This window comes from Flavobacterium fluviale, assembly GCF_003312915.1.
Classification (GTDB): domain Bacteria; phylum Bacteroidota; class Bacteroidia; order Flavobacteriales; family Flavobacteriaceae; genus Flavobacterium; species Flavobacterium fluviale.
Genome location: NZ_CP030261.1, coordinates 2,249,630 through 2,272,466, shown reverse-complemented (window position 1 = coordinate 2,272,466; position 22,837 = coordinate 2,249,630). Strand labels below are relative to the sequence as shown.

At 34.8% G+C, this 22,837-nt stretch carries 17 protein-coding genes; 13 read left to right on the top strand and 4 right to left on the bottom strand.

Translation table 11 applies throughout. The features are described from left to right. The first annotated feature begins 176 nt into the window (after nt 1-176). Both HYN86_RS09975 and HYN86_RS09970 read left to right on the top strand, forming a co-directional pair. The gene (locus HYN86_RS09975) at nt 177-989 is read left to right on the top strand and encodes a mechanosensitive ion channel family protein (RefSeq protein WP_113677884.1); all 813 of its coding nucleotides are present in this window, start codon (nt 177-179) and stop codon (nt 987-989) included. Between the two features lie 483 nt (nt 990-1,472). Beyond that, nucleotides 1,473-1,706 carry a hypothetical protein gene (locus HYN86_RS09970; RefSeq protein ID WP_113677883.1) on the top strand — a complete coding sequence of 78 codons (234 nt, stop codon included), beginning with the start codon at nt 1,473-1,475 and terminating at the stop codon, nt 1,704-1,706. Nucleotides 1,707-1,900: 194 nt separating this feature from the next. Here the strand turns inward: HYN86_RS09970 and HYN86_RS09965 are convergent, their stop codons facing one another. The 4 genes from HYN86_RS09965 to HYN86_RS09950 form a co-directional block, all read right to left on the bottom strand. Further along, the gene (locus HYN86_RS09965; RefSeq protein ID WP_113677882.1) at nt 1,901-2,161 is read right to left on the bottom strand and encodes a hypothetical protein; all 261 of its coding nucleotides are present in this window, start codon (nt 2,159-2,161) and stop codon (nt 1,901-1,903) included. A gap of 34 nt (nt 2,162-2,195) precedes the next feature. Further along, nucleotides 2,196-3,152: a DUF3137 domain-containing protein gene (locus HYN86_RS09960; protein WP_113677881.1), complete on the bottom strand. Its 957-nt coding sequence runs from the start codon at nt 3,150-3,152 to the stop codon at nt 2,196-2,198. Next, a complete protein-coding gene (locus tag HYN86_RS09955) occupies nt 3,152-3,706 on the bottom strand; it encodes a LemA family protein (protein ID WP_113677880.1) in 555 nt (184 codons plus the stop codon). The genes HYN86_RS09960 and HYN86_RS09955 overlap by 1 nt, the downstream gene beginning before the upstream one ends. Before the next feature lie 121 nt (nt 3,707-3,827). Beyond that, nucleotides 3,828-4,577: a DeoR/GlpR family DNA-binding transcription regulator gene (locus tag HYN86_RS09950; protein WP_113677879.1), complete on the bottom strand. Its 750-nt coding sequence runs from the start codon at nt 4,575-4,577 to the stop codon at nt 3,828-3,830. A 211-nt stretch (nt 4,578-4,788) separates the two neighbouring features. On the opposite strand from HYN86_RS09950, the gene HYN86_RS09945 reads away from it, so the two are divergent. From HYN86_RS09945 to HYN86_RS09895, 11 genes are all read left to right on the top strand, one after another. Continuing rightward, nucleotides 4,789-7,869: a SusC/RagA family TonB-linked outer membrane protein gene (locus HYN86_RS09945; RefSeq protein WP_113677878.1), complete on the top strand. Its 3,081-nt coding sequence runs from the start codon at nt 4,789-4,791 to the stop codon at nt 7,867-7,869. Nucleotides 7,870-7,879: 10 nt separating this feature from the next. Next, nucleotides 7,880-9,493 (top strand): SusD/RagB family nutrient-binding outer membrane lipoprotein, encoded by a 1,614-nt coding sequence (locus tag HYN86_RS09940; protein WP_113677877.1) that lies wholly within the window; start codon nt 7,880-7,882, stop codon nt 9,491-9,493. A gap of 23 nt (nt 9,494-9,516) precedes the next feature. Further along, nucleotides 9,517-10,419 (top strand): hypothetical protein, encoded by a 903-nt coding sequence (locus HYN86_RS09935; RefSeq protein WP_113677876.1) that lies wholly within the window; start codon nt 9,517-9,519, stop codon nt 10,417-10,419. Between the two features lie 108 nt (nt 10,420-10,527). Continuing rightward, entirely contained in the window at nt 10,528-11,724 is a 1,197-nt protein-coding gene (locus HYN86_RS09930) for an exo-beta-N-acetylmuramidase NamZ family protein (protein ID WP_113677875.1), read from the top strand. A 129-nt stretch (nt 11,725-11,853) separates the two neighbouring features. Beyond that, nucleotides 11,854-12,675, top strand: a complete 822-nt coding sequence (gene murQ, locus HYN86_RS09925) for an N-acetylmuramic acid 6-phosphate etherase (RefSeq protein WP_113679904.1) — start codon at nt 11,854-11,856, stop codon at nt 12,673-12,675. 24 nt (nt 12,676-12,699) lie between these two features. After that, entirely contained in the window at nt 12,700-14,205 is a 1,506-nt protein-coding gene (locus tag HYN86_RS09920; protein ID WP_113677874.1) for a sodium:solute symporter, read from the top strand. A gap of 18 nt (nt 14,206-14,223) precedes the next feature. Continuing rightward, nucleotides 14,224-17,223: a glycoside hydrolase family 3 N-terminal domain-containing protein gene (locus tag HYN86_RS09915; RefSeq protein WP_113677873.1), complete on the top strand. Its 3,000-nt coding sequence runs from the start codon at nt 14,224-14,226 to the stop codon at nt 17,221-17,223. Between the two features lie 156 nt (nt 17,224-17,379). Further along, on the top strand, nt 17,380-18,585 hold the full coding sequence (locus HYN86_RS09910; protein WP_113677872.1) for an anhydro-N-acetylmuramic acid kinase: 1,206 nt from the start codon (nt 17,380-17,382) through the stop codon (nt 18,583-18,585). Between the two features lie 39 nt (nt 18,586-18,624). Then, nucleotides 18,625-19,896 carry an acyltransferase family protein gene (locus tag HYN86_RS09905; protein WP_113677871.1) on the top strand — a complete coding sequence of 424 codons (1,272 nt, stop codon included), beginning with the start codon at nt 18,625-18,627 and terminating at the stop codon, nt 19,894-19,896. 93 nt (nt 19,897-19,989) lie between these two features. After that, a complete protein-coding gene (locus tag HYN86_RS09900) occupies nt 19,990-21,561 on the top strand; it encodes a glycoside hydrolase family 10 protein (protein WP_113677870.1) in 1,572 nt (523 codons plus the stop codon). Beyond that, nucleotides 21,548-22,819 carry an MFS transporter gene (locus HYN86_RS09895; protein WP_113677869.1) on the top strand — a complete coding sequence of 424 codons (1,272 nt, stop codon included), beginning with the start codon at nt 21,548-21,550 and terminating at the stop codon, nt 22,817-22,819. The genes HYN86_RS09900 and HYN86_RS09895 overlap by 14 nt, the downstream gene beginning before the upstream one ends. Nucleotides 22,820-22,837: the final 18 nt, after the last annotated feature.

The window sequence follows — 22,837 nt, the reverse complement described above, 5'->3', positions numbered from 1 at the left end:
TGAAAAAACTCAGACAGCAAATATAAAAATATAGCAGGTTAATTTGATATAATTTGTGATTTTATCTGATTCCTCCATTAGATTTTATAAAATTCTGAGAGAATCTTGTAAAGTGTTCCACTTTCTAAATCTCTACTTTTAAAATTTTAGTTTTTTATGCCAATTATTTATTTATTATGGAAGATTTTTTGCAAGACGTTTTTAAACATTTAGAAGGATATTATTATAGCATTGTCGATCTTACGCCAAAATTTATTCTGGCAGTTTTAGTTATTTTGGTTTCATGGTTTATTGCAAGCCGTGTCGGAATTTTTGCAGGCAACCGACTAAAAGTCAGAATGCACGATCGTCTTTTGGCGACTTTTATCGCTCGTTTAATTAAGTCGGTCCTTATTATTATCGGGATTCTTATTATGTTCCGAATTATCGGCCTTGACGGAATCGCTCAAAGTATGCTTGCTGGTGCAGGAATCTCTGCTTTTGTAATTGGTTTTGCGCTTAAAGATATTGGTGAAAATTTCCTTGCCGGAATTCTGCTGGCTTTCAAAAGACCTTTTAATATTGGTGATATTATCGAAAGTAATGGCGTTAAAGGTGAAGTCATTAACCTCAACCTGCGCGATACCGAAGTAAAAAGCGATTCGAAAATCATTTATATTCCAAATGCCCTTCTTATAAAAAACACGCTCATTAACTACAACAGCGAAGGTTTCCTACTCCAAACTTTCACAGTCGGACTCGAATATGGTTCTGATTACACACGTGCTATCGAACTCGTAAAAGAAGTTCTTGGAAACAGCGAAGACGTTACCGAAAAAGACCACGAAAACGCAGCCGTAATTACCGATGTTGCAGGTGCGGGTGTCATTCAGCTTAATATACGTTATTGGGTGAAAACTGCATCAACAACTGAAAATTCAGAATGCCGTTCTAAAATTATTGCAGCAGTTTTGAAAAAATTGAAGGAGAATGAGTTTGTTTTGAAGTAATAGGAAAAGGTTCAAAGTCGCAAAGTAACAAAGGTTTTCTCGCAAAATCCGATTATCATCTGAGCGATTCGGATAGTAATCGGGAGAAGGCTTATGAAACCTAAACTAACCTCAACGAATCTCCTCAATCTTGTCATTTCGAGGCACGAGAAATCTTCGCACGTTGAGCACGCAAAGTTGCGGAGTTACTTGCGAAGATTTCTCGTGCCTCGAAATGACAAACTGTACGGAAACTGGGCGGAGTTTATCTTTTCTTCAAATAAACGTTTTATATTTACTTTCAGAAACAACTTACTTTTATAGTTGTAGTCTTTTTCTTTCTTAAAATATTTTTTGATATCTTTACAGTCCTAAACACAAAGAATATGATATCAAAAAAACTTTTGCCCGTATGGTATGGTGGCGGTATTGGAAACAACTGCAACGCACTTTGTGGCGTAGGACACCTTAGCTGTGCGGGTTCTTTTCCTAAACACAAAGATTATGAGTACCAACACAATCTCAAAAGAAACGGAAATCAAGCTTTTGAATTTCTTCAACGTCAGAATCGATCCAGTAGAAATGGCTAAAACACTAAGGCAGGTAAATTTTACAATGGCATTATGCGTTTTAAGCGAACATGAAACATTTCAAACTGAAATTATTAAAATAAGAGACAGCTTTTACTGGGTCAATGAATTAGCCGAAACTTTAAATCCTTATTTGGAGGTAGAGTAAAAAATTTTAAATGAAAAACCTCGATTTTTTAAGTCGAGGTTTTCATAATAAAATTATATACTTTGATTTGTAGATCTAAAATTACATCAGATCTTTAAATGAAATATTCAATAATTTTTTTCTGATTTTAGAAGTAATTCGTCAATATTATCTTCAATAAAAGCAAAATCTTTTTGGTCGACTAATATGTTAATCTATTTCGGTCTTGAAAATGAATAACCGTCATCAAAAATGGCAACATTAATAAAATTCCAAATATTTGAGTTAGCAACAGTAACCTCAAAATTAGGTTGAATTATAATAGCTTTCATTATACCATTATCTATCCAATCAATTCTTCTTTCTTCAAATGTTCTGAGAATTTCAGGATAACTCGGTCTATCTTTAGTCAGCTCTCCCTTAAGCTTTCGTGCTAATTCATCTAACTTCCAATCTATATTTTCAAATCTACTCAAATTCTAAATTTTAGTTATAACTAAAGTTTGTTTTTTACTTCTTTCCCCAAATCCTAGTATTCAAATCCAGTTCATGCACAATATCCTGCATAAACTGAACTATCGAAAGATCATCAGTAAGTAAATCTGGAACTAAAAGCGAAGAATGAATAGGCGCCTCAAAGTAGTTATGAGACAGCGGAAAAGCAATATACATTTTAGAATCTATAAACGAGAGCGAAATAGTATCTTCTGATTTTTTGTTTAATTCCAAAATTCTTTCCATCATGGCTGGAGTTAAAATATATCTCGCCTCAATTTGATTTCTAGAATAGGTAGCAAAAATCTCGTCAAAAATGGTATTTTCTAAATGCACTAACTCACTGTTTCCAAAGCTAAAAACGTTTTTAGAAAACCACGCACCAATAGCATCTCCAACACCTTTTGGGCGCACGACCGTCGATACTTCAAAGTTTTTATTGAAATCGGCTACGAAAATAATTCCTTTAAAAATTGTATGCCAAGTTGTTTTCGTTCCGTTTTTGGTTTGGGTTTCGGTTTTATATTCAGCGTGAACTTCGGCAAACCAAAAAGAAGTTTTATCCGCAGTTCCGCTTATTAAATCTTGGGTCTTATAACGATCTGGTTCGGTCGTAAAAAGCTCAGAGCTTATAAACTCATATTCGGGAAGTCCGCTTTGAGGCGTAATCGAAAAAGTTTCATTAATCTCTTTTAATACTGATGAAACAACATTGGTTTTATAAACAAATTTGTATTTTTTTACTTCATCTTGTATTTGAAAATACATTACAACACCAATAACCAGAGGAACTAAAGCTCCAAAAAAAGCTAACATTGGAAAACTAATCAATAAACCAATAGCTAAAATTAATGCCGCAAGACCAAACAAGATATAGCAGGTTTTATAGGTTTCTGCTATTTTTTTTCGGTCAATTTCTAATGCATTCAAAACCTCTTGTAAGGCTTTATGGTTAATATTTTCAGAATCCATTAATTATTAAAAAGCTCTTTTGCACTAATGTTTTTACGCTCTTCTGCTGGTGTTTCTAAAACATCAATTTTAGTATAATTGAGCATTCCCGCAAACATATTGCCTGGGAACATCATAATAGCATTATTGTAACTAGTAACCGAAGCATTATAAGTTCTTCTCGCGGCCGCGATTTGTTCTTCGCTTTCTGTCCAAGTCGATTGTAAATTCAGGAAATTAGTATTAGCTTTTAAGTCTGGGTAGTTTTCAACGGTAATCATTAAACCTTTTACAGCTGTACTTAATTCTGTATCTAAACTTGCTTTTTCAGTTTCTGTAAGTGAACCCGAACCTGCTTTTGCACGAAGTTCTACGATTTTAGTTAATGTACTTTGTTCGTAATTGGTGTATTGTTTAACAACCTCAACAAGATTGGGAATCAAATCAAAACGTTTTTTAAGCATGACATCAATTGCCGAAAAAGCATTAGTAACCTGATTTCTTCTTTCGATAAGAGAATTATAAATAAATACGCAAACTGCTAAAAAAACAACAAGGATTATAACTATAATCATAACTTAAAAAATTTAATTGGTTTGAAGGCAAATATATAGAAAAGCACATAAGTTTTATACTTTATTTGTAGGATATACCACATTTTTTTAAAAACGCATAAAAATGCATTTTCAACTAATTCTACAATACTTTGATTCCAGAATCGACAAAATTCTTGATTTTGGGACTGGCAACATTTAGGTCTGTTACAACGGCGTAAAGCTTATCAAGATCACAAACTTTATGGGGCATTTTGCTGTTCATTTTTTCAGAAGTTAAAAGCGCTATTACCTTATCTGACGCCCTGATCATCTCTTTTTTAATAACCGAAACTTCATAACCAATTTCAGTAAGTCCTTGATTGACATCGATACTACTGACACCCATAAAACAAATATCAGCTTTAATTTTAGAGAGCACTTGAACCACATCGATACCAACGGTTACCATTGCCTGCTTTTGTAATTTTCCTCCAATAAAAATCAATTCGATATTGGGGTGCTGCGATAACTGCATCGCAATTGGAAGACTGTAGGTATAAATCGTAGCGGTAAAATTTAGTGGAATAAGTTTGCAGAGAGTCAAATTTGTTGTTCCTCCGCTCATGATAATTACTTGACCTTCATTTAAAAAAGAAAGCGCTTTTTTAGCCACGCTTATTTTCTTATCCTCATTGATAATGGTAATATCAAAAACATTTTTATTATTGTTTTTAACTAAAAATGCACCGCCATATACTTTGTTTATTAGGCCTTTATCATTTAACTCAATAAAATCCCTGCGGATGGTATCTTCAGAAATATTCAATTCTAAAGCTAAGTCGATCGTATTTATTTTTTCGACTTGCTGAAATTTATTCATTATGAATTGATGTCTTTCCTTTTTGAGCATAAGATCTTCTTTTCTACAAATTTAGAAAAACATCGCAGTTTTGAAAATGTTCAAAATAAAACTTTTTACGATTTCCATAATTCCAATTTTTTCAAAACAAATTGTGCGTTTTTATGCATTATTGAATAGAATTAATAAAAACACGACATAAAGTTGCAATTTTTTAAAAAAAATTTATACATTTCGCATCTCTAACCATAAATTAACCCTTATGAAAAAAAAGCATTTAATTCTTTTACTTTTCATTTTTGGAATACTAACCAGTTATTCGCAAAACAATCTAGTAAAAGGGGTCGTTACAGACGGCAGCGGTAACACATTACCAGGCGCAAACATTTTAGTACAGGGAACCAAAGATCAAACCTCAACAGGAGCTGATGGAACCTTTTCGATCAAAGCAAACCAAGGAGCGGTACTTCTTGTTTCTTACATTGGTTTTAATACCAAAGAAGTTATTGTAAACGGCAGCAATCTTAAAATTGTTATTTCAGAAAGTGCTCAAACCCTAAACAATGTAACTATTGTGGGTTCTATGGGTATTGTGCGAAACAAGTCGTCTTTAGGATACGCGGTTCAAGAAGTAAAAGGGAAAGAAATCGCCGATACACAGCGTCCGAACTTTGCTACGGCTTTACAAGGTCGTGTTGCGGGTCTTACAGTAACAAGCACTTCTGGAGCGCCGGGAGCTTCTGCTGCAATTCAGTTAAGAGGAGTAAATTCACTTAGTGGGAGCAACTCTCCTTTGTATGTAGTTGACGGATTACCTGTGAGTAACGAAACAATGGATCAAGGTTTAACGATTTCTAATGCTCCGAACAGAACGCAGGATTACACCAACAGAGGTGCAGATATTAATCCAGACGATATTGAATCTGTAGTTATCCTAAAAGGACCAGAGGCGGCGGCGCTTTACGGAATGCAGGCTGGAAATGGTGCAATCGTTATTACAACTAAAAAAGGTAAAAAAGGAGTTGGAAGACTTACTTATTCTACTAATACAAGATTTGACAATTTATACCGTTTTCCAGAAACTCAAAAAGTATATCAAAGAGGTTCTGACGGTGTAAACAATCCAGACTACAGAAGACAATTTGGAACGGCTTACGAACCAGGAACTAAATTTTACAATAATGTTGAAAATTTCTTTAAAACTGGAGTTTCAACCAATCATAATCTGTCGTTTGAAGCGGGTACAGAAACTACTTCTTACCGTTTATCGATTGCTAATTTAGAGCAGGAAGGTGTTGTCCCAAATACTGGATACAGCCGTTTAACTGCAAATTTGAATGCTTCTGCAAAATTATCTTCAAAATTAAGATCAGAAGCTACTTTTAATTTTACGAAATCAGATAACCAAAAAGCAGCAAAAGGAGCTGGATCTGCGGTGCAGATTCCAGGTGTTACAAGCGCAGGATATTTGCTTTCGCTTTTAACATGGCCATCAAATGATGATGCGAGTGTTTATCTAAATCCTGACGGAACAAGAAGAAAAATCACCAGCGGTGCTTTGGACAATGAAAACGATAACCCGTATTGGGATGTAAATAAAAACTTATCTGAGGATTTCAACAATCGTTTTATCACGAATGTTGGATTAATATACGATCCAACTTCTTGGTTAAACTTAACTGGCCGTGTGGGCTGGGATGTGAATTCTGGTCAAGGTTACAGAGCCATTCATCCAGAATCTGCTGCGGGAATTTCTTCTGGCGGTTATATCGAATCTTATTATTCTAATACGAGTAATTTAAATACGACTTTATTAGTTACAGCTAAAAAATCTTTCGGAAAATTCAATACCAAATTAATGGTTGGTAATTCGGTTAATGATAATGATTATAGAATTTTATCTACAACTGGAAGCCGATTTTTCGATCCTAACTTCTACTCTATCAACAATACAGACGCCACAACACAAAGATCTCAAGAGAGAATTATCCAAAGCAGAATCATTGGTTTCTTTTCTGAGCTGAGTTTAGATTATGACAAAATTGTTTACCTGACTTTGACTGGACGTGAAGACTGGACTTCTGTATTACCAGACCCATTTTTCTATCCATCAGTTTCAACGAGTTTTGTTTTCACAAACTTAAACGGATTGAAAGACAAAGAAATTCTTTCTTATGGAAAATTAAGAGCTTCGTATGCGGAGGCTGCTAACATTCCTTCGCCTTATTCTGCAGAACCGGTTTTCACGCCGCAATTGACTACAGATGGAGGTTATGCTTATGGTGTTACAGGTGCGAATCCGAATTTGAAACCTGAATTCCGTAAATCTTTTGAATTTGGTACAGAATTAAAATTCTTTAAAAACCGAGTTGGATTAGACGTTGCTGTTTACAGTACCAAAACAATCGATCCGATTTTGAAAAATATGCGTTTAAGCTACGGAACTGGATTCGTAGTAACTTCTGCAAACTTTGGAGATTTACAAAACCAAGGTTTAGAGATTACTTTAAGTGGAAGTCCAATTCAAAAAGATAATTTTTCTTGGAATGTAAGTGCGAACTTCAGCAAAACGCGTTCAGAATTATTAAATCTTCCTTCTGTAGTTTCAGAATATTATGTTTCAGACACTTGGCTTTACGGAAATGTCCGCGGCGGGGTGACAGTTGGAAATCCGTTAACTACTTTAACTGGAAATGATTATTTACGAAATAATGCCGGAGAACCTTTAATTGATCCCAATACTGGTTTCCCTTTAAAAGATCCAAACTTTAAAATTGTTGGAGACAGAAATCCAGATTTTATGCTTGGTTTACAAAATACCTTTACCTACAAAAACCTTAGTTTATCATTCTTGTTAGACATTAGAAAAGGCGGTGATATTTACAATGCAACAGAGTTCTATTTATACCAAAACGGATTGTCTACAAAAACTTTAGATCGTGATCAAACCCGAATTGTAAAAGGTGTATTGAGAGATGGTTTAGAAAATTCGGCTACTCCAACACCAAACAATATTCCGGTAAGACCAAGTGTTCAAAACGAATATTACAGAACTGGAGCTATCGATGCTGATTTTATTGAAAAAGACATCAATTGGCTGCGAATGAGAGATATCACTTTAAGCTATCAAATGCCTTCAGAAATCTTGAAAAAAACATTCATCAACAATCTTTCTTTATACTTAACAATGACCGATCTTTTTATCATCACCAATTATACTGGAGCAGATCCTTCGGTTAACGGAACAAACGCTTCAACTGGAGGTGCTGGAGGAACAGGTTTTGACTTTGGAGTAGTTTCTACACCAAGAGGTGTAAACTTAGGATTGAAAATCGGACTTTAATTAATTGACCATGAAAAATATAAAAACATATATAGCAGCATTAGGTCTTGTAACTACAATGATTTCGTGCAACGATTTAGAGGATATAAATGTAAATCCTAGTTTTCCCGTTGATGTTTCTGCTCCAGCTTTACTGCCGCCAATTGAACAGCAAATGGCTGTTGGACTGCAATTTGACAACCGTTGTTTAGGACGATACATTCAAAATTTCAGTATTGCTACGGTTGGTGCAGTAGGAAGCGAATGGGATCGTTTTGGATATCAGGCAAACAGTGATACAGGCGGCGAAATCTGGAAAATGGCGTATTTTGCTATTGGTTTAAATTTAACTAAACTACAGGAAAAAGCAACTGCAGAACAGCGTCATGATATTACTGGAATTTCAAAAGTTATCAGAGCTTGGTCTTGGCAGGTTGCAACAGATTATCATTCAGAATTAATTGATTTTGATCAGGTTTTCACATCACGTCTTTCTTTTGACTATGTTTCTCAGGATAAAGTTTATGCTGAAGTTGTTCGTTTATTAAACGAAGGTTTAGTCGATTTAGATCGTACAGATGGAAATGTTTCGCAGACTTACACGGCTTCAGGCGACAAAATGTATGGCGGCGACCGCTCGAAATGGGTGAAATTTGCATACGGAGTTTTGGCTAGAAACCTAAACAATCAAATCAATAAAGCTTCTTACAATCCTGATAAAGTTATTGAATACTGCGATAAATCATTGGCTTCAAACGCAGATAACGCGTTGATTAGATACAACGGAACAGTAGCTGCCGATATCAATTTTTACGGTCCTGGAAGAAACAATTTCAACACCTACCGTCAAACTGATTTTGCAGTAAGAACAATGGACGGAACTCTTTTTGGAAACGTAAAAGATCCTAGAATTTCTAGAGTTTTAGCACCATCTGTAGGTCAGTCTGAATTAGCGCCGGCATCTGCAGCAAATCCAGATCCGAGTAAGTATACTTTTAATGGAAATCCGTTAAATACTACGGCTTCAACTGTTGCAACAAACGTAAGCAGAATCCCAAATATTTACGGAACCTATGTTGCAGGAACTATCACAACTCCAGGTAGGTATCTTTTTAGAGATAAAGCGAATTTTCCTTTGATGACGTATTCTGAAATTCAATTTATTAAAGCGGAAGCTGCCTTTATTAAAGGAGACAAAGCCATGGCTTTAGACGCTTACAGAAAAGCAATTGATGCGAATATTGATTTTGTAAATGCAAATACGGTTGTAAGCACAACTTTCCCTATTACTTCAACAATTACAGCTGCAGAAAAAACAGCATTCTTAACGAACGTAAATATTGTTCCTGCTGCTGCAGATTTGACGATCAGCCATATTATGCTTCAAAAATATGTAGCTTTATTTGGTTACGGAATGTTAGAAACTTGGACAGATTTACGTAAATATCACTATAATACTGACATTTACAAGTCAATGAATTTATCGCCAAATGGAGGATTATTTGTTGACAATAATGGAAAATTACCTTACAGAGTTCGTCCGAGATTTAACTCAGAATATGTTTGGAATTTTGATGCTTTAAAAGCTATCGGAGCTGATAAAGTAGATTATCACACACAAGAAATGTGGTTTTCTCAACCGTAATTTTAAACTAAAAATCGAATCAGATGAAAAATATATTTAACCATTTTAAAAAGTTAATCATTCCCGTTTTTGGAGTACTTGTGTTCACTTCCTGCGGTGATGAAAACGACCAAACGCCTTATCAAACTACGGACGGAATTGCAAATGCTTCCAACGTAAAATTTGTTCATGCCGCTGTGGGGCCAAACGGAACTAATTTTCAAATTAATTACTTTACAGGAACAGAAAAAATATCGGCTGTAGGTGTTACAACTGGAGTTCCTGTTGGTATGAGTTATGGTGCCCAGTATCCAGTTCCAATTAATTATGTTTTAATGAAACCCGGCACACAGCCTTTAAGTATTATAACTCCTGCAACTCCAGCAGTTACTATTTATGACGGAAATATCGTTACCGAAACAGGAAAATATTATACTAGTTTCCTGCTGTCAACGCCGCCTTCTGTTACGCCTCCCGTATATTCTCTTTATCAGTTAAATGACAATTTATCGGTAGCAGATTTAGACCCAACTAAGGCTTACATTCGTTTTATAAATGTCATCAGCAATTCTGCTCCAGCAGGTTATGATTTAGGATTACTAAAAGAAACTTCAATTTCTGGCGCAACACCTGTGACTACAAAAGAAGTTTACACGTATAGAAATGTGACTTTTAAAGGCGGCGACGAAAAATACATCCCGATTGAACCACAGGATCCAAAAGATACCAGAGGATATCAATTACAGGTTCGTGTAGCTGGTTCTCCAACAAATGTTCCTGGAACAACAACTGGAACAACAATTGCCAATCTTGCGAATTCACCGGCAAGTACTGCATTTATTCCTAGAGCAGGAAGAGTTTACACAATTTATTGTAGAGGAATTATCGGCGGACTTCCAACGGCGACATCAAACGCTCCGTCTGTTACTTTTATCACAAATAAATAATCTCAGAAATCGAACCACTTTTAGATTGAAGTGGTTCGATTTAATTACCCGACTTCGTTTTTGTCCTTTATTAAGCGTAATTTTAATTGTAATTTAAACTTTTGTGTTATGTTTCAATCCTTTAAAAAAATCACTTTTATTTTATTTTTGATCATTTCAAATGCGTCGAATGCCAATTCTTCAAAAGAAATAATTGAAAATAAAATCAATGGCATCAGTAATGAAATTAAAACAGGAGATGATAATTTCGAAAAATATCTCCCCTTACTAAAAGATAAAAAAGTTGGGATTGTCACCAATCAAACCGGAATTCTATCCAATAAAAAACATTTGGTTGATTTTTTATTGGAGAAAAAAATAAACATCCAAACCATTTTTGCACCAGAACACGGCTTTAGAGGAACTGCCGATGCAGGCGAACATGTTGTTGACGGAAAAGATGCCAAAACGGGACTTTCGATTGTTTCTCTTTATGGAGAAAACAGAAAACCTAAAAAAGAACAATTAACAGGAATTGATGTTTTAGTTTTTGATTTGCAAGACGTTGGCGCTAGATTTTACACTTATATTTCTTCACTTCATTATGTGATGGAAGCCTGCGCGGAAAACAATATTCCACTGATTATTTTAGATCGTCCAAACCCAAACGGAAGCATCGTTGACGGACCTATTTTGGAAAAAGAATTTACCAGTTTTGTGGGCATGCACCCAATTCCAATTTTACACGGAATGACAATTGGCGAATACGGCCAAATGATTAATGGCGAAAAATGGCTTAAAAACGGCATACAATGTAAACTGACCGTAATTTCTTGCACCAATTACAAAAGAGACATGCCGTATAGTCTGCTTGTAAAACCCTCGCCAAATCTTCCAAACGATCAGGCAATAAATTTATATGCCAGTTTATGTTTGTTTGAAGGAACAAATGTGAGCCTTGGACGCGGAACAGAAAAGCAATTCCAGATTTATGGTTCTCCTTATTTAACCAAAACCAATTTTAAATTTACGCCAAAACCAAATTTTGGAGCTAAAGATCCTGTTTATAACGGAAAAGAATGTTACGGCGAAGATCTTTCTAAAGCACCAAAAGTGAATCAACTAGAATTAAAATGGCTTTTAAAAGCATATCAAAATACCACTGATAAATCGAAATTTTTTATTCCGTTTTTTACCAAATTGGCCGGCACAAAAAAACTGCAGCAGCAAATCGAAGCTGGAGTTTCTGAAAAAGATATTCGAGACAGCTGGAAAAAAGGTTTAGAAGATTTTAAAACCATGAGAAAAGCATATCTGCTTTATTAAAAACTATATTACATCCCTAAATTTCCCTCAAATCAAACTATTTTTTAATAAAATAGAGACTACTAATGCAAAATATTGAAGTCAGAAATTAGCAAAAAGCAGCACTTCAAAAATCAAAAAAAAGAAAAAATGAAAAATATAAATCCTGAAACTGAGCAAGAATCTTTGTACAAAGATTTGGATCAAATGAGCGTGAAAGAACTTTTGACGAATATTAATACAGAAGACAAAAAAGTACCGCATATTATTGAAGAACAGATTCCTAAAATCGAAAAACTTGTTAAAGCCATCGTAAAAAAAATGCAGCTTGGCGGCCGATTATTTTACATTGGCGCGGGAACTTCCGGCCGTATCGGAATTTTGGATGCATCTGAATGTCCGCCGACTTTTGGTGTTCCGCACGATATGATTATCGGAATTATTGCGGGTGGCGATACTGCTATCAGAAAAGCGGTAGAAAATGCCGAAGATGATACCGAACAAGCGTGGAAAGATTTAGCTAAATTTGAGATTTCAAGTCTGGATTTTATTATCGGAATTGCGGCTTCTGGAAATACGCCTTATGTTTTGGGCGCTTTGAAAAAAGCCAAAGAACATAACATTAAAACCGGAAGTATCTCCTGCATCAGTAACGGACTTATTGCCCAAGAAGCAGATCATCCGATTGAATTAATTGTAGGACCTGAATTTTTAACTGGAAGTACCAGAATGAAAGCAGGAACGGCTCAAAAACTGACGCTGAATATGATCTCGACTTCGGTTATGATTAAACTTGGAAAAGTAAAAGGCAACAAAATGGTTGACATGCAGTTATCGAATGAAAAACTGGTAAAACGAGGCATCAAAATGATTATGGAAGAACTGGAAATTGAATATGATTTAGCCGAAGAATTACTGCATAAACATAAAAGTGTACGCGCTGTGCTACTTCATCATAACAGCAAAAAATAATCTAATTTCTAAATCCAAAACCAAATGTCTTCTACCACCATTCTCATTTTCATCTTTGTTTACTTTGGTCTTTTGCTTTTTATTTCAAACATAATCAGCAAGAAAGGACAAGACAACGATTCTTTTTTCAAAGCAAATAAAAATTCTAAATGGTATTTAGTTGCTTTTGGTATGATTGGAACTGCGCTTTCGGGCGTAACATTTATTTCTGTACCCGGCGAAGTTGGTTCACCAAACGGAGAACAATTCAAATATTTTCAATTTGTTTTAGGAAACGCGATTGGATTTGTCATTATTGCAAAAGTCCTGCTGCCACTCTATTACAGAATGAATCTGACTTCGATTTACAGTTATATCGAGCAAAGAATGGGAGTTCGAAGTTACAAAACTGCAGCTTCTATATTTTTAGTCAGCAGAACAATCAGTTCAGCTTTTAGATTGTATTTGGTTGTTATTGTTTTACAGCGTTACGTTTTTAATGATTTTAATATTCCGTTTCCGGTTACCGTGCTTTTAGCGCTGGCACTTATATTTTTATATACGTTTAGAAGCGGTTTAAAAACCATTATTATTACCGATACTTTACAGACGTTTTTTTTAGTTAGTTCCGTGTTTATAACCATTTATTTTGTTTGTGACAGTCTTAACCTGACTGTTCTTGAGTCTGTTTCAACCATTCAAAAAAGCAATTATTCAAAGATTTTTTTCTTTGATGATTTCTTTACAAGCAAATATCATTTCGTAAAACAAATTTTAGGAGGAATGTTTGTTACAATTGCAATGGTTGGACTGGATCAGGATTTAATGCAAAAAAACCTGAGCTGTAAAAACATCGGCGAAGCGCAAAAAAACATGTTCACTTTTACGGGAATTTTTGTTTTAATCAATATTATATTTTTGAGTTTAGGCGCTTTACTTTATATATACGCCGATAGAAATGGCGTTGCGATTCCGTTAGATTTAGCAACAGGAAAACCAAGAACCGATTTACTTTTTCCAGAAATTGCCTTAAATCATTTGTCCATTATTCCAGCGTTTGTTTTCCTGTTAGGAATTATCGCCGCGACTTTTGCCACAACCGATTCGGCTTTAACGGCACTTACAACTTCTTTTTGTGTGGACTTTCTAGGAATGGATAAATCTGAAAATTTAGGAAATAACAAAAATGTAAAAACAAGACATTGGGTACATTTCGGATTTTCGATATTACTTTTTCTCGTAATTATTGTACTGAATTCCTTTAACGATGCCTCAGTTGTGGCTTTAATTTTTAGGGCAGCATCTTACACTTACGGCCCGTTATTAGGATTATACGCTTTTGGATTATTACAAAAATCAAGATTAGTAAACGACAAATTGATTCCGATAATCTGTATTATTTCGCCGATACTGACTTATTTTTTAAGCGAAAATTCGGCTCGATTATTCGGTTATACATTTGATAATGAATTAATCATAATCAATGGATTATTTACTTATATCGGAATTTATTTTACCAGTAAACGCACCTCAGAAAGAATCTCTTTTTAATTGCCCAAAAACTATTTCATGAAAAATGCTATTATCAAAATAGGCTTGTTTACAATTATGCTTTTTTTTATCATCAATTGTGGTGTTTCTAAAAAAAGTAAAACTACTGATACTACAAATCAGCCTGTTTCTACCGAAAATAAAGAGGCTTATATACCCAAAACTCAGGCCGAGAAAAAACATTTCCTTCAAGATTCTGATGCCGAAAATCGCTGGACAGACAGTATTTATAGCAAAATGACTTTGGACGAAAAATTAGGGCAGTTGTTTTTTGTTTCGGCTTATTCCAATAAAGATTCTGTTCACGTTAATAAAATAAAAGATTTAATTTCCAATTATAAAGTCGGCGGTCTTATTTTCTTTCAAGGCGGACCAGTTCGTCAAGCGAAATTGACTAACGAATATCAGGCGAAAGCCAAAATTCCCTTATTTATTGGACTTGATGCCGAATGGGGATTAAGCATGCGTTTAGATTCGACTTACGCTTATCCTTGGAACATGACTTTGGGCGCCATTCAGGATTTGGATTTAATCGAAAAAGTTGGCCGTAATATGGGAATTGAATGCAAAAGAATGGGAATTCATTTCAATTTTGCTCCCGTTTTAGACATTAATACCAATCCGCTGAATCCTATTATCGGAAATCGTTCTTTCGGCGAAAGCAAAACAAACGTTGCCAACCGCGCGACTGCATTAATGAAAGGCATTCAAAGTCAAGGTGTTTTGTGCACGGGAAAACATTTTCCGGGTCACGGCGATACGGCTGTCGATTCTCATAAAGCACTTCCTACGGTTTCTTTTACCAAAGAACATATGGATGAAGTCGAATTGTATCCGTACAAACAGCTTTTTGATGAAGGTCTGGCTTCGGTTATGGTCGCGCATCTTAATATTCCGAGTTTAGAACCGAAAGAAAATATTCCTTCCTCTGCTTCGTATAATGTGGTTACAGAACTGCTTCAAAAACAATTAGGCTTTGAAGGTCTGATTTTTACGGATGGTTTAGGTATGAAAGGTGCGAGTAATTTTAAAGGTGTCGGCGATCTGGAATTGGCTGTTTTAGAAGCTGGAAATGATATTTTTCTTTGTCCCGATGATGTTCCAGCGGCTTTAGAAAAATTAAAAACTTTTTTTACTAAAGGAAAAATAACAGAGGAGCGTCTGGCACATTCGGTTAAAAAAATACTGCATTATAAATTCAAAGCTGGTTTAAATAAATACAAACCAATTGATTTGAATAAACTGCAAAAAGATTTGAATAGTCCCGATAAAGACGCGCTTCAATATACTTTGTATGAAAATGCCGTTACGGTTTTAAAAAATGAAAAAGAGATTCTTCCAATTAAAGATCTGGAACAAAAAATCGCTTACGTAAAATTGGGAGAAGATGTAAATAGTGATTTTATTACGACTTTAAAAAAGTATACCAATATTACAGAGGTTTCGAATACCAATATTGACGCTTTAAACGAAGAACTAAAAAAATACGATTTGGTAATTGTGAGTTATCACAAAGTGAATAAAGCTTGGGAAAAACAAGATTTCAGTTCAAATGAATTGTTTTTTCTGAATAAAATCGCAGAAAACAATAAAGTCATTCTCGACATTTTTGCGAAGCCTTACACATTGCTTCCAATCCAGAATTTTGATGAAATGGAAGGATTGGTGGTTTCGTATCAAAATTCAAACATTTCTCAAATTGTCTCTGCCGAAATTTTGTTTGGAGCGAAAGAAGCAAAAGGAAAACTGCCAGTTTCTATCAACGAAAATTTCAAAGTTAATGATGGAATTAATACGGAGAAAATAGATCGTTTAGGTTTTGATACGCCAGAAAATCTCGGAATGAGTTCTGCCATTCTTTCAAAAATTGATGCCATTGCCCAAAAAGCAATTGATGGCAAAATGGCGCCGGGAATGCAGGTTTTAGTAGCAAGAAAAGGAAATGTTGTTTTTCAGAAATCATATGGATATCATACATATGATAAGGACGTAAAAGTTTCAAATACCGATTTATACGATGTTGCTTCGATTTCAAAAATGATTTCGACACTGCCAAATGTGATGCAGTTGTATGATAAAAACAAAGTCACTTTAGAAACAAAATTGGGTACAATGCTGCCGTTGTTTGCGAAATCAAACAAAAAAGATATCTCGTTTAAAGATCTCTTAAATCACTATGCAGGACTGATTGCGTGGAGTCCGTTTTACAAATCGACAATTGATGCAAAAAGTTATCCTTTGGAAAAATATTACAGAAAAATTCCAGAGAAAAATTTCACGACCAAAGTAGCCGACAGTCTTTTTATTCGAAATGATTACCACGACACGATCATGAAATTTATAGCCGACTCTCCTATTTCGCTTAAAAAAGAATACAAATACAGCGATTTTACTTTTATCATTTTAAAAGAATATCTAGAAAGAGTGACGCATCAAAAATTGGAAGATTTAAGCCAAAAGAACTTTTTCAATTCTATCGGAATGAATTACACGACATACAATCCCTTATTGAAATTTGATAAAAATGAAATTGCTCCAACCGAAATTGATACGTATTTCAGACATCAGCTTATTCAGGGTTATGTGCATGATATGGCGGCCGCAATGGAAGGCGGTGTTGCTGGTCACGCAGGCGTTTTTTCGAATGCAATGGACGTTGCTAAAATGATGCAGCTTTTTCTCCAAAAAGGAAGTTACGGTGGCGAGCGTTATTTTTCTGAAGCAACATTTGACACTTTTAATACTTGCTTTTACTGTGCTAAAGGCGTAGAAAGAGGTTTGGGTTTTGATAAAAGATTAGGAAAAGACGGCCCGACTTGTCAATGCGCTTCTGCTTCAAGTTTTGGACACACGGGTTTTACAGGAAATATGGCTTGGGTTGATCCAGAAAATGAAACGGTTTATGTGTTTTTATCAAACAGAACTTATCCCGAAATTGGCCAAGAAGGAAATAAATTAGCCAAAGAAAAAATTAGAGAAGATATTCAGAAAATAATTTATGAATCTATACTAAAATAACTTAGATTCTATTAAACACATAGAAACATAGCTTTTATATTCTGCTATGTTTGTTTAAAACAAGTGAAACGCCTTTTTGCGGGTCCTAAATCTATGCTTCTATGTGTTAGAATAATGCTCACAAGTCTTTAACTTTAGCATTTTAAATGAACTTTTATGAACAAAAATATTAAAGCACTTTATCAAATTGCCCAAAAAGAAACGAGACGAATTATTGGGCTGATGTCGGGAACTTCTCTCGACGGACTTGATATTGCCTTGTGTGAAATTTCGGGATTTGGTGTTAAAACAGAAGTTAAACTGATTGAATTCGAGACCGTTGATTACTCAGACGAAATCAAAACAGAAATTCGTAAAGTTTTTGCTCAAAAAAATATTGATTTTCAGCATTTGGTTTTGCTCAACGAATGGATCGGAATTCTTCATGCAGAAATGATTAATACAAGTTTAAAGAAATGGAATATCGCTGCCGCAGAAGTCGACTTAATTGCTTCGCACGGACAGACCGTTTTGCATGCGCCTAAATTTTTGCATCAGCGGGAAAAATTTCCTAATGCTACTTTACAAATTGGCGACGGAGATCATATTGCGGTCAAAACAGGCATTATAACATTATCTGATTTTAGGCAGAAACACGTTGCTGCAGGAGGCGAAGGCGCTCCGCTGGCTGTTTATGGCGATTATTTTTTATTTGGAAAAGAAGGCGAAAACAGAATTATGCTCAATATCGGCGGTATTGCTAATTTCACTTATTTACCAGCTGCCATAACTACAGAAGACACTTTTGTAACCGATACAGGACCAGGAAATACTTTAATTGATCTTTTTGTAAAGCGTCATTTTCCAGAAAAAAGTTATGATAAAGATGCGGAGACAGCCAAAAAAGGAATAGTAAACCAATCGCTTTTGGAGCATTTAAAAGATAATGATTTCTTCAAAAAAGATTTCCCAAAAACAATTGGTCAGGAACTTTTTGGGTACGAATATGTCAATAATAGTCTAGAAAAAAGCGGGAATACAACTATTTCAATTGAAGATTTATTAGCCACCTTAACGCGATTTAGCGCCGAAACTATTGCCGAAGCGATCCAATTTGCTGTCAAAAATAGTTCTTATAAAATTGAGGATTTTAAAATTTATATGTCAGGCGGCGGTGCAAATAATCCTTTATTGGTGCAGTGGCTAAAAGAATTACTGCCGTGTTCATTCTTCAAAAGCAATGATTTAGGAATTAACAGCGATGCAAAAGAAGCAATTTTGTTTGCCATTTTAGCCAACGAAACGGTTGCGGGTGGAGATTTCAAATTTAATTCTTTAAAAATTCCATCAGTAACTATGGGGAAAATTTCAATGCCCAATTAAAAATACTAACAACCAAATCTAACCACAAAACCACAAACAATGAAAGACCGCATAATTTCAGTTGATGTTTTAAGAGGACTGACTGTTTTATTAATGACTTTAGTGAACAATCCCGGAAGCTGGAGTTACGTTTACCCGATTTTAGACCACGCAAAATGGAATGGCTGTACCCTTGCAGATTTAGTATTTCCGTTTTTCATTTTTATTGTAGGGATCGCAGTTCCATTGGCTATGCCAGTAAAAAAAGACAATGCCGAAAATATCACTAAAGTAATAACGAGATCTTTACGTATTTTTTGTTTAGGATTATTTTTAAGCTATTTCTATTCGATTCATTTCATGGGATTACAGCCTGGAATTACACTTTTGTGCATTCGTTTATTTTTCACTTTCTGCGTTGGTTATGCGTTAATTGGAGATTTCAATCCTAAAACAAAAAACATTCTTGCACTGATTATTTTTGCAATTCTAATTGGTTTGGCTTACAGCGGACATGAGAATTTTGCCAAAATTAGATTACTTGGTGTTTTACAACGAATTGGAATTGTCTACTTTTTTGTTTCTCTTATCTATTTAAAAACCAATATCAAAACTCAAATTATTTTGAGTGCTTCAATTTTATTAGGATATTGGGCTTTAATGACACTGGTTCCAGTGCCGGCTGTTGGACATCCAAATTTAGAAGTCGGAACAAATTTAGCTTCCTGGTTAGACAGCGTTTTACTGGAAAACCATATGTATATCGAAACCAAGACTTGGGATCCAGAAGGTTTATTAAGCACTTTGCCAGTAATTGGAAACGGCTTAATTGGTTTATTAATCGGACAGCTTTTAATGCAGCCAATGCCGAAAATAAAAATCAACAAAATTATGGCTGGAATTAGTTTAGTATTAATTCTTCTCGGCTTGCTGTGGTCATTGGTTTTTCCTATAAATAAATCCATCTGGACAAGTTCTTATGTTTTATTCACCGCCGGTTTGGCCTTATTATTGCTTTCACTAATTTATTACATAATAGATGTTCGAGGTTATAAAAAATGGACGACTTTTTTACTGACTTGGGGCGTTAATCCGATGATTGTGTTTTTTGTTTCTGGAATTTTACCACGTGCCTTAACGATGATTAAAATTCAAGACCCAGAAAATATTTCCGAACAAATAAACGTTAGAGATTATGCTTATAATTTTTGGATTAGTCCGCTTTTTGAAAATCAAATGCTTTCGTCCTTAACATATTCTGTAATTTACATCTTATTATGGAGTTGTGTATTGTGGTATTTTTATAAAAATAAGATTATTTTCAAAGTCTAATTTTTGAAGAAAAACCATAATTATTATTGCAAAATTTAAATTTCTTATATCATCTAAAAAAACTATTTTTGGTTTCTGTTAAAAAACATTGAAATGCATAAAAATCAGTATTTAATATTCTCTATCCTATCTATATTTTTCTTTTCGACGATTTCTCACGCGCAGGAAAACAAAATACATCCAAAAAATGAATTTAGAGGTGTCTGGATTGCAACCGTTGTAAATATAGACTGGCCCAAAACAAGTATAGATAATGTAGAAAAAGAAAAAGCTGATTATCTTGAAATTTTAGAGGCTTACAAAAAACTGAATTACAATGCAGTAATTGTTCAGGTCAGAAGTGTTGGTGACGCCATTTATCCTTCTGAATTTGCACCTTGGTCTCGTTTTTTAACTGGAAAAGAGGGCATTGCTCCAAACCCATATTACGATACATTGGCATGGATGATCGAACAGGCACACGCCAGAGGTTTTGAATTTCACGCATGGTTAAATCCATATCGTGCCACTTTCGATTTAAATAAAAATCTTTTAAGTCCAAATCACGATATTTTTAAACATCCAGAATGGATGATTGAATACGGAGGAAAAATTTACTACGATCCTGCACTGCCAGAAGTTCAGGCGCATTTAACAAAAGTAGTTAAGGAAGTCGTAGACAAATACGATATTGATGCCATTCATTTTGATGATTATTTCTATCCGTACGCTGTTCCTGGAAAAGTTTTTAATGATACAGCTTCCTACAGAAAATATGGGGCTGGTTTAAGTCTTGCCGATTGGCGCCGCGCGAATGTGAGCAATTTTGTACACACTATTTCAACCACTATAAAAGAAAGTAAACCTTGGGTTCAATTCGGAATTAGTCCGTTTGGGGTTTGGCGAAATAAATCGCAGGATCCTAGGGGTTCCGAGACACAATCAACATCCAATTATGACGATTTATATGCTGATCCGCTTTTATGGATGGATCAAAAATGGATCGATTACATTCTGCCTCAATTGTATTGGAGTATGAATAATCCAAGGGCATCTTATTCAAAATTGGTAAAATGGTGGGCAGAAAACTCTAATAATACTGCTGTTTACATCGGACATGCCTCATACAAAATTAGAGGTGACGGAGACAAAAACTGGAATTTTATGACTGAAATTCCAACGCAGATTGACTTTGCAAGAAGTTTTAAAAATGTTTCTGGAAGTGCGTATTTCAGCTCAAAATGGTTTATGGGAAAAAACTTTGATGTAGTACGTCATTTAGAAGAAAACCAATATAAATATCCAGCTCTTCCTGCTGCTGTCCCTAATTTACGACATGTAATTATTGACACACCAAGAGCAATTGAATACAATAAAGACAGTATTCGCTATAATTTCACTTTCAAAAGTCCGTTGAATACCAAAGTTCGTTATATGGTAGTTTATGGAGGCGACCACGTTTCGAAAATCGATATTAATGATGCCACAAAAATTGTCGAAAAAGTAACTGTAAAAGAAGTCGATGGAACGATTAATTTTTCAATTGCTGCCGGAAAACTAAATCTTTTCAAAGCATGTGCAGTCACTTTTATTGATTATTACGCGAACGAAAGTACACCAACAGCAATAGATCTAAAAAAACCATTTAAAAACTATATACCAGCACAGCCAAATGAAAATAGATAATAAACCGTGGTTTTGGATTCCGCTTCTTAATTTTGCTTCTGGACTACCGTACGCCATAATTATTTCGGTTTCGGTAATTATGTACAAAAATCTTGGAATTTCAAATGAAGACATTGGAGTCTACACCAGTTTATTATATCTTCCTTGGGTAATAAAACCACTTTGGAGTCCGCTAATTGAATTAGTTGGAACCAAAAGAAAATGGTTTCTATCGATGCAGTTATTAATTTCAATCGCATTTTTAGTGGTCGGATTTATAATTCCGCTCAACGGCTTTTTCATAATGTCATTGTCCATATTCTGGGTAGCTGCTTTTGCTTCTGCCTCAAATGATATTGCGAGCGATGGCTTTTATTTATTGGTTTTACCAGAAGACAAACAATCTTTCTTTATCGGAATCAGAAGTACTTTTTACAGACTTTCTATGCTCGCAGGAAATGGTTTAGTTGTATTATTTGCTGGATACTTAGAGCGCAAATACGGCGACAATACCAAAGCTTGGTCCTATACTATGATTGCAGTTGGTTTACTAATGACATTTATTACAGTTTATAATTTCATCTTTACTCCAAAAAACGAAATTAATACAACCCACAATAAAGAAACTCATAACCATCAAAACTTTGCAACTGTATTTACCAGCTTCTTTAAGAAAAAACAAATCGGCTTGATCTTAGCTTTCATTTTGGTTTTCAGATTAGGAGAATCACAATTGCTTAAAATGTTAAGCCCATTTTTATTGGATGGTAAAGAATTAGGCGGAATGGGTTTGGATACTGAAGCAGTTGGAATAATTTACGGAACCTTTGGCGTTGGCGCTTTGACTTTAGGAGGAATTCTGGGAGGAATAGCAATCTCAAAACAAGGTCTTACGAAATGGATGCTTCCCATGTTTTTAGCCATGCATTTACCCATTATTGGATTCATTTTATTAGCATTTTTTCACCCTTCATCTATTTACTATATTTATGCCGTTGTTATTTTAGAGCAATTTGGTTACGGTTTTGGATTTACAGCTTTTATGATGTTTTTGATTAATGTTGCCGAAGGAGAATCAAAAACAGCACACTATGCAATTGCAACTGGGTTTATGGCATTAGGAATGATGCTTCCAGGAATGGTAAGCGGTTTTATACAACAATATTTAGGCTATCAAAACTTCTTTATTTGGGTTTTAATTGCCACAATTCCAGGTCTTATTTTATCACGTTTTTTAATATTCCCGAAAGATTTTGGGAAGAAAACAAAAGAAGTTTAATCCCAAATCAAACTTTTA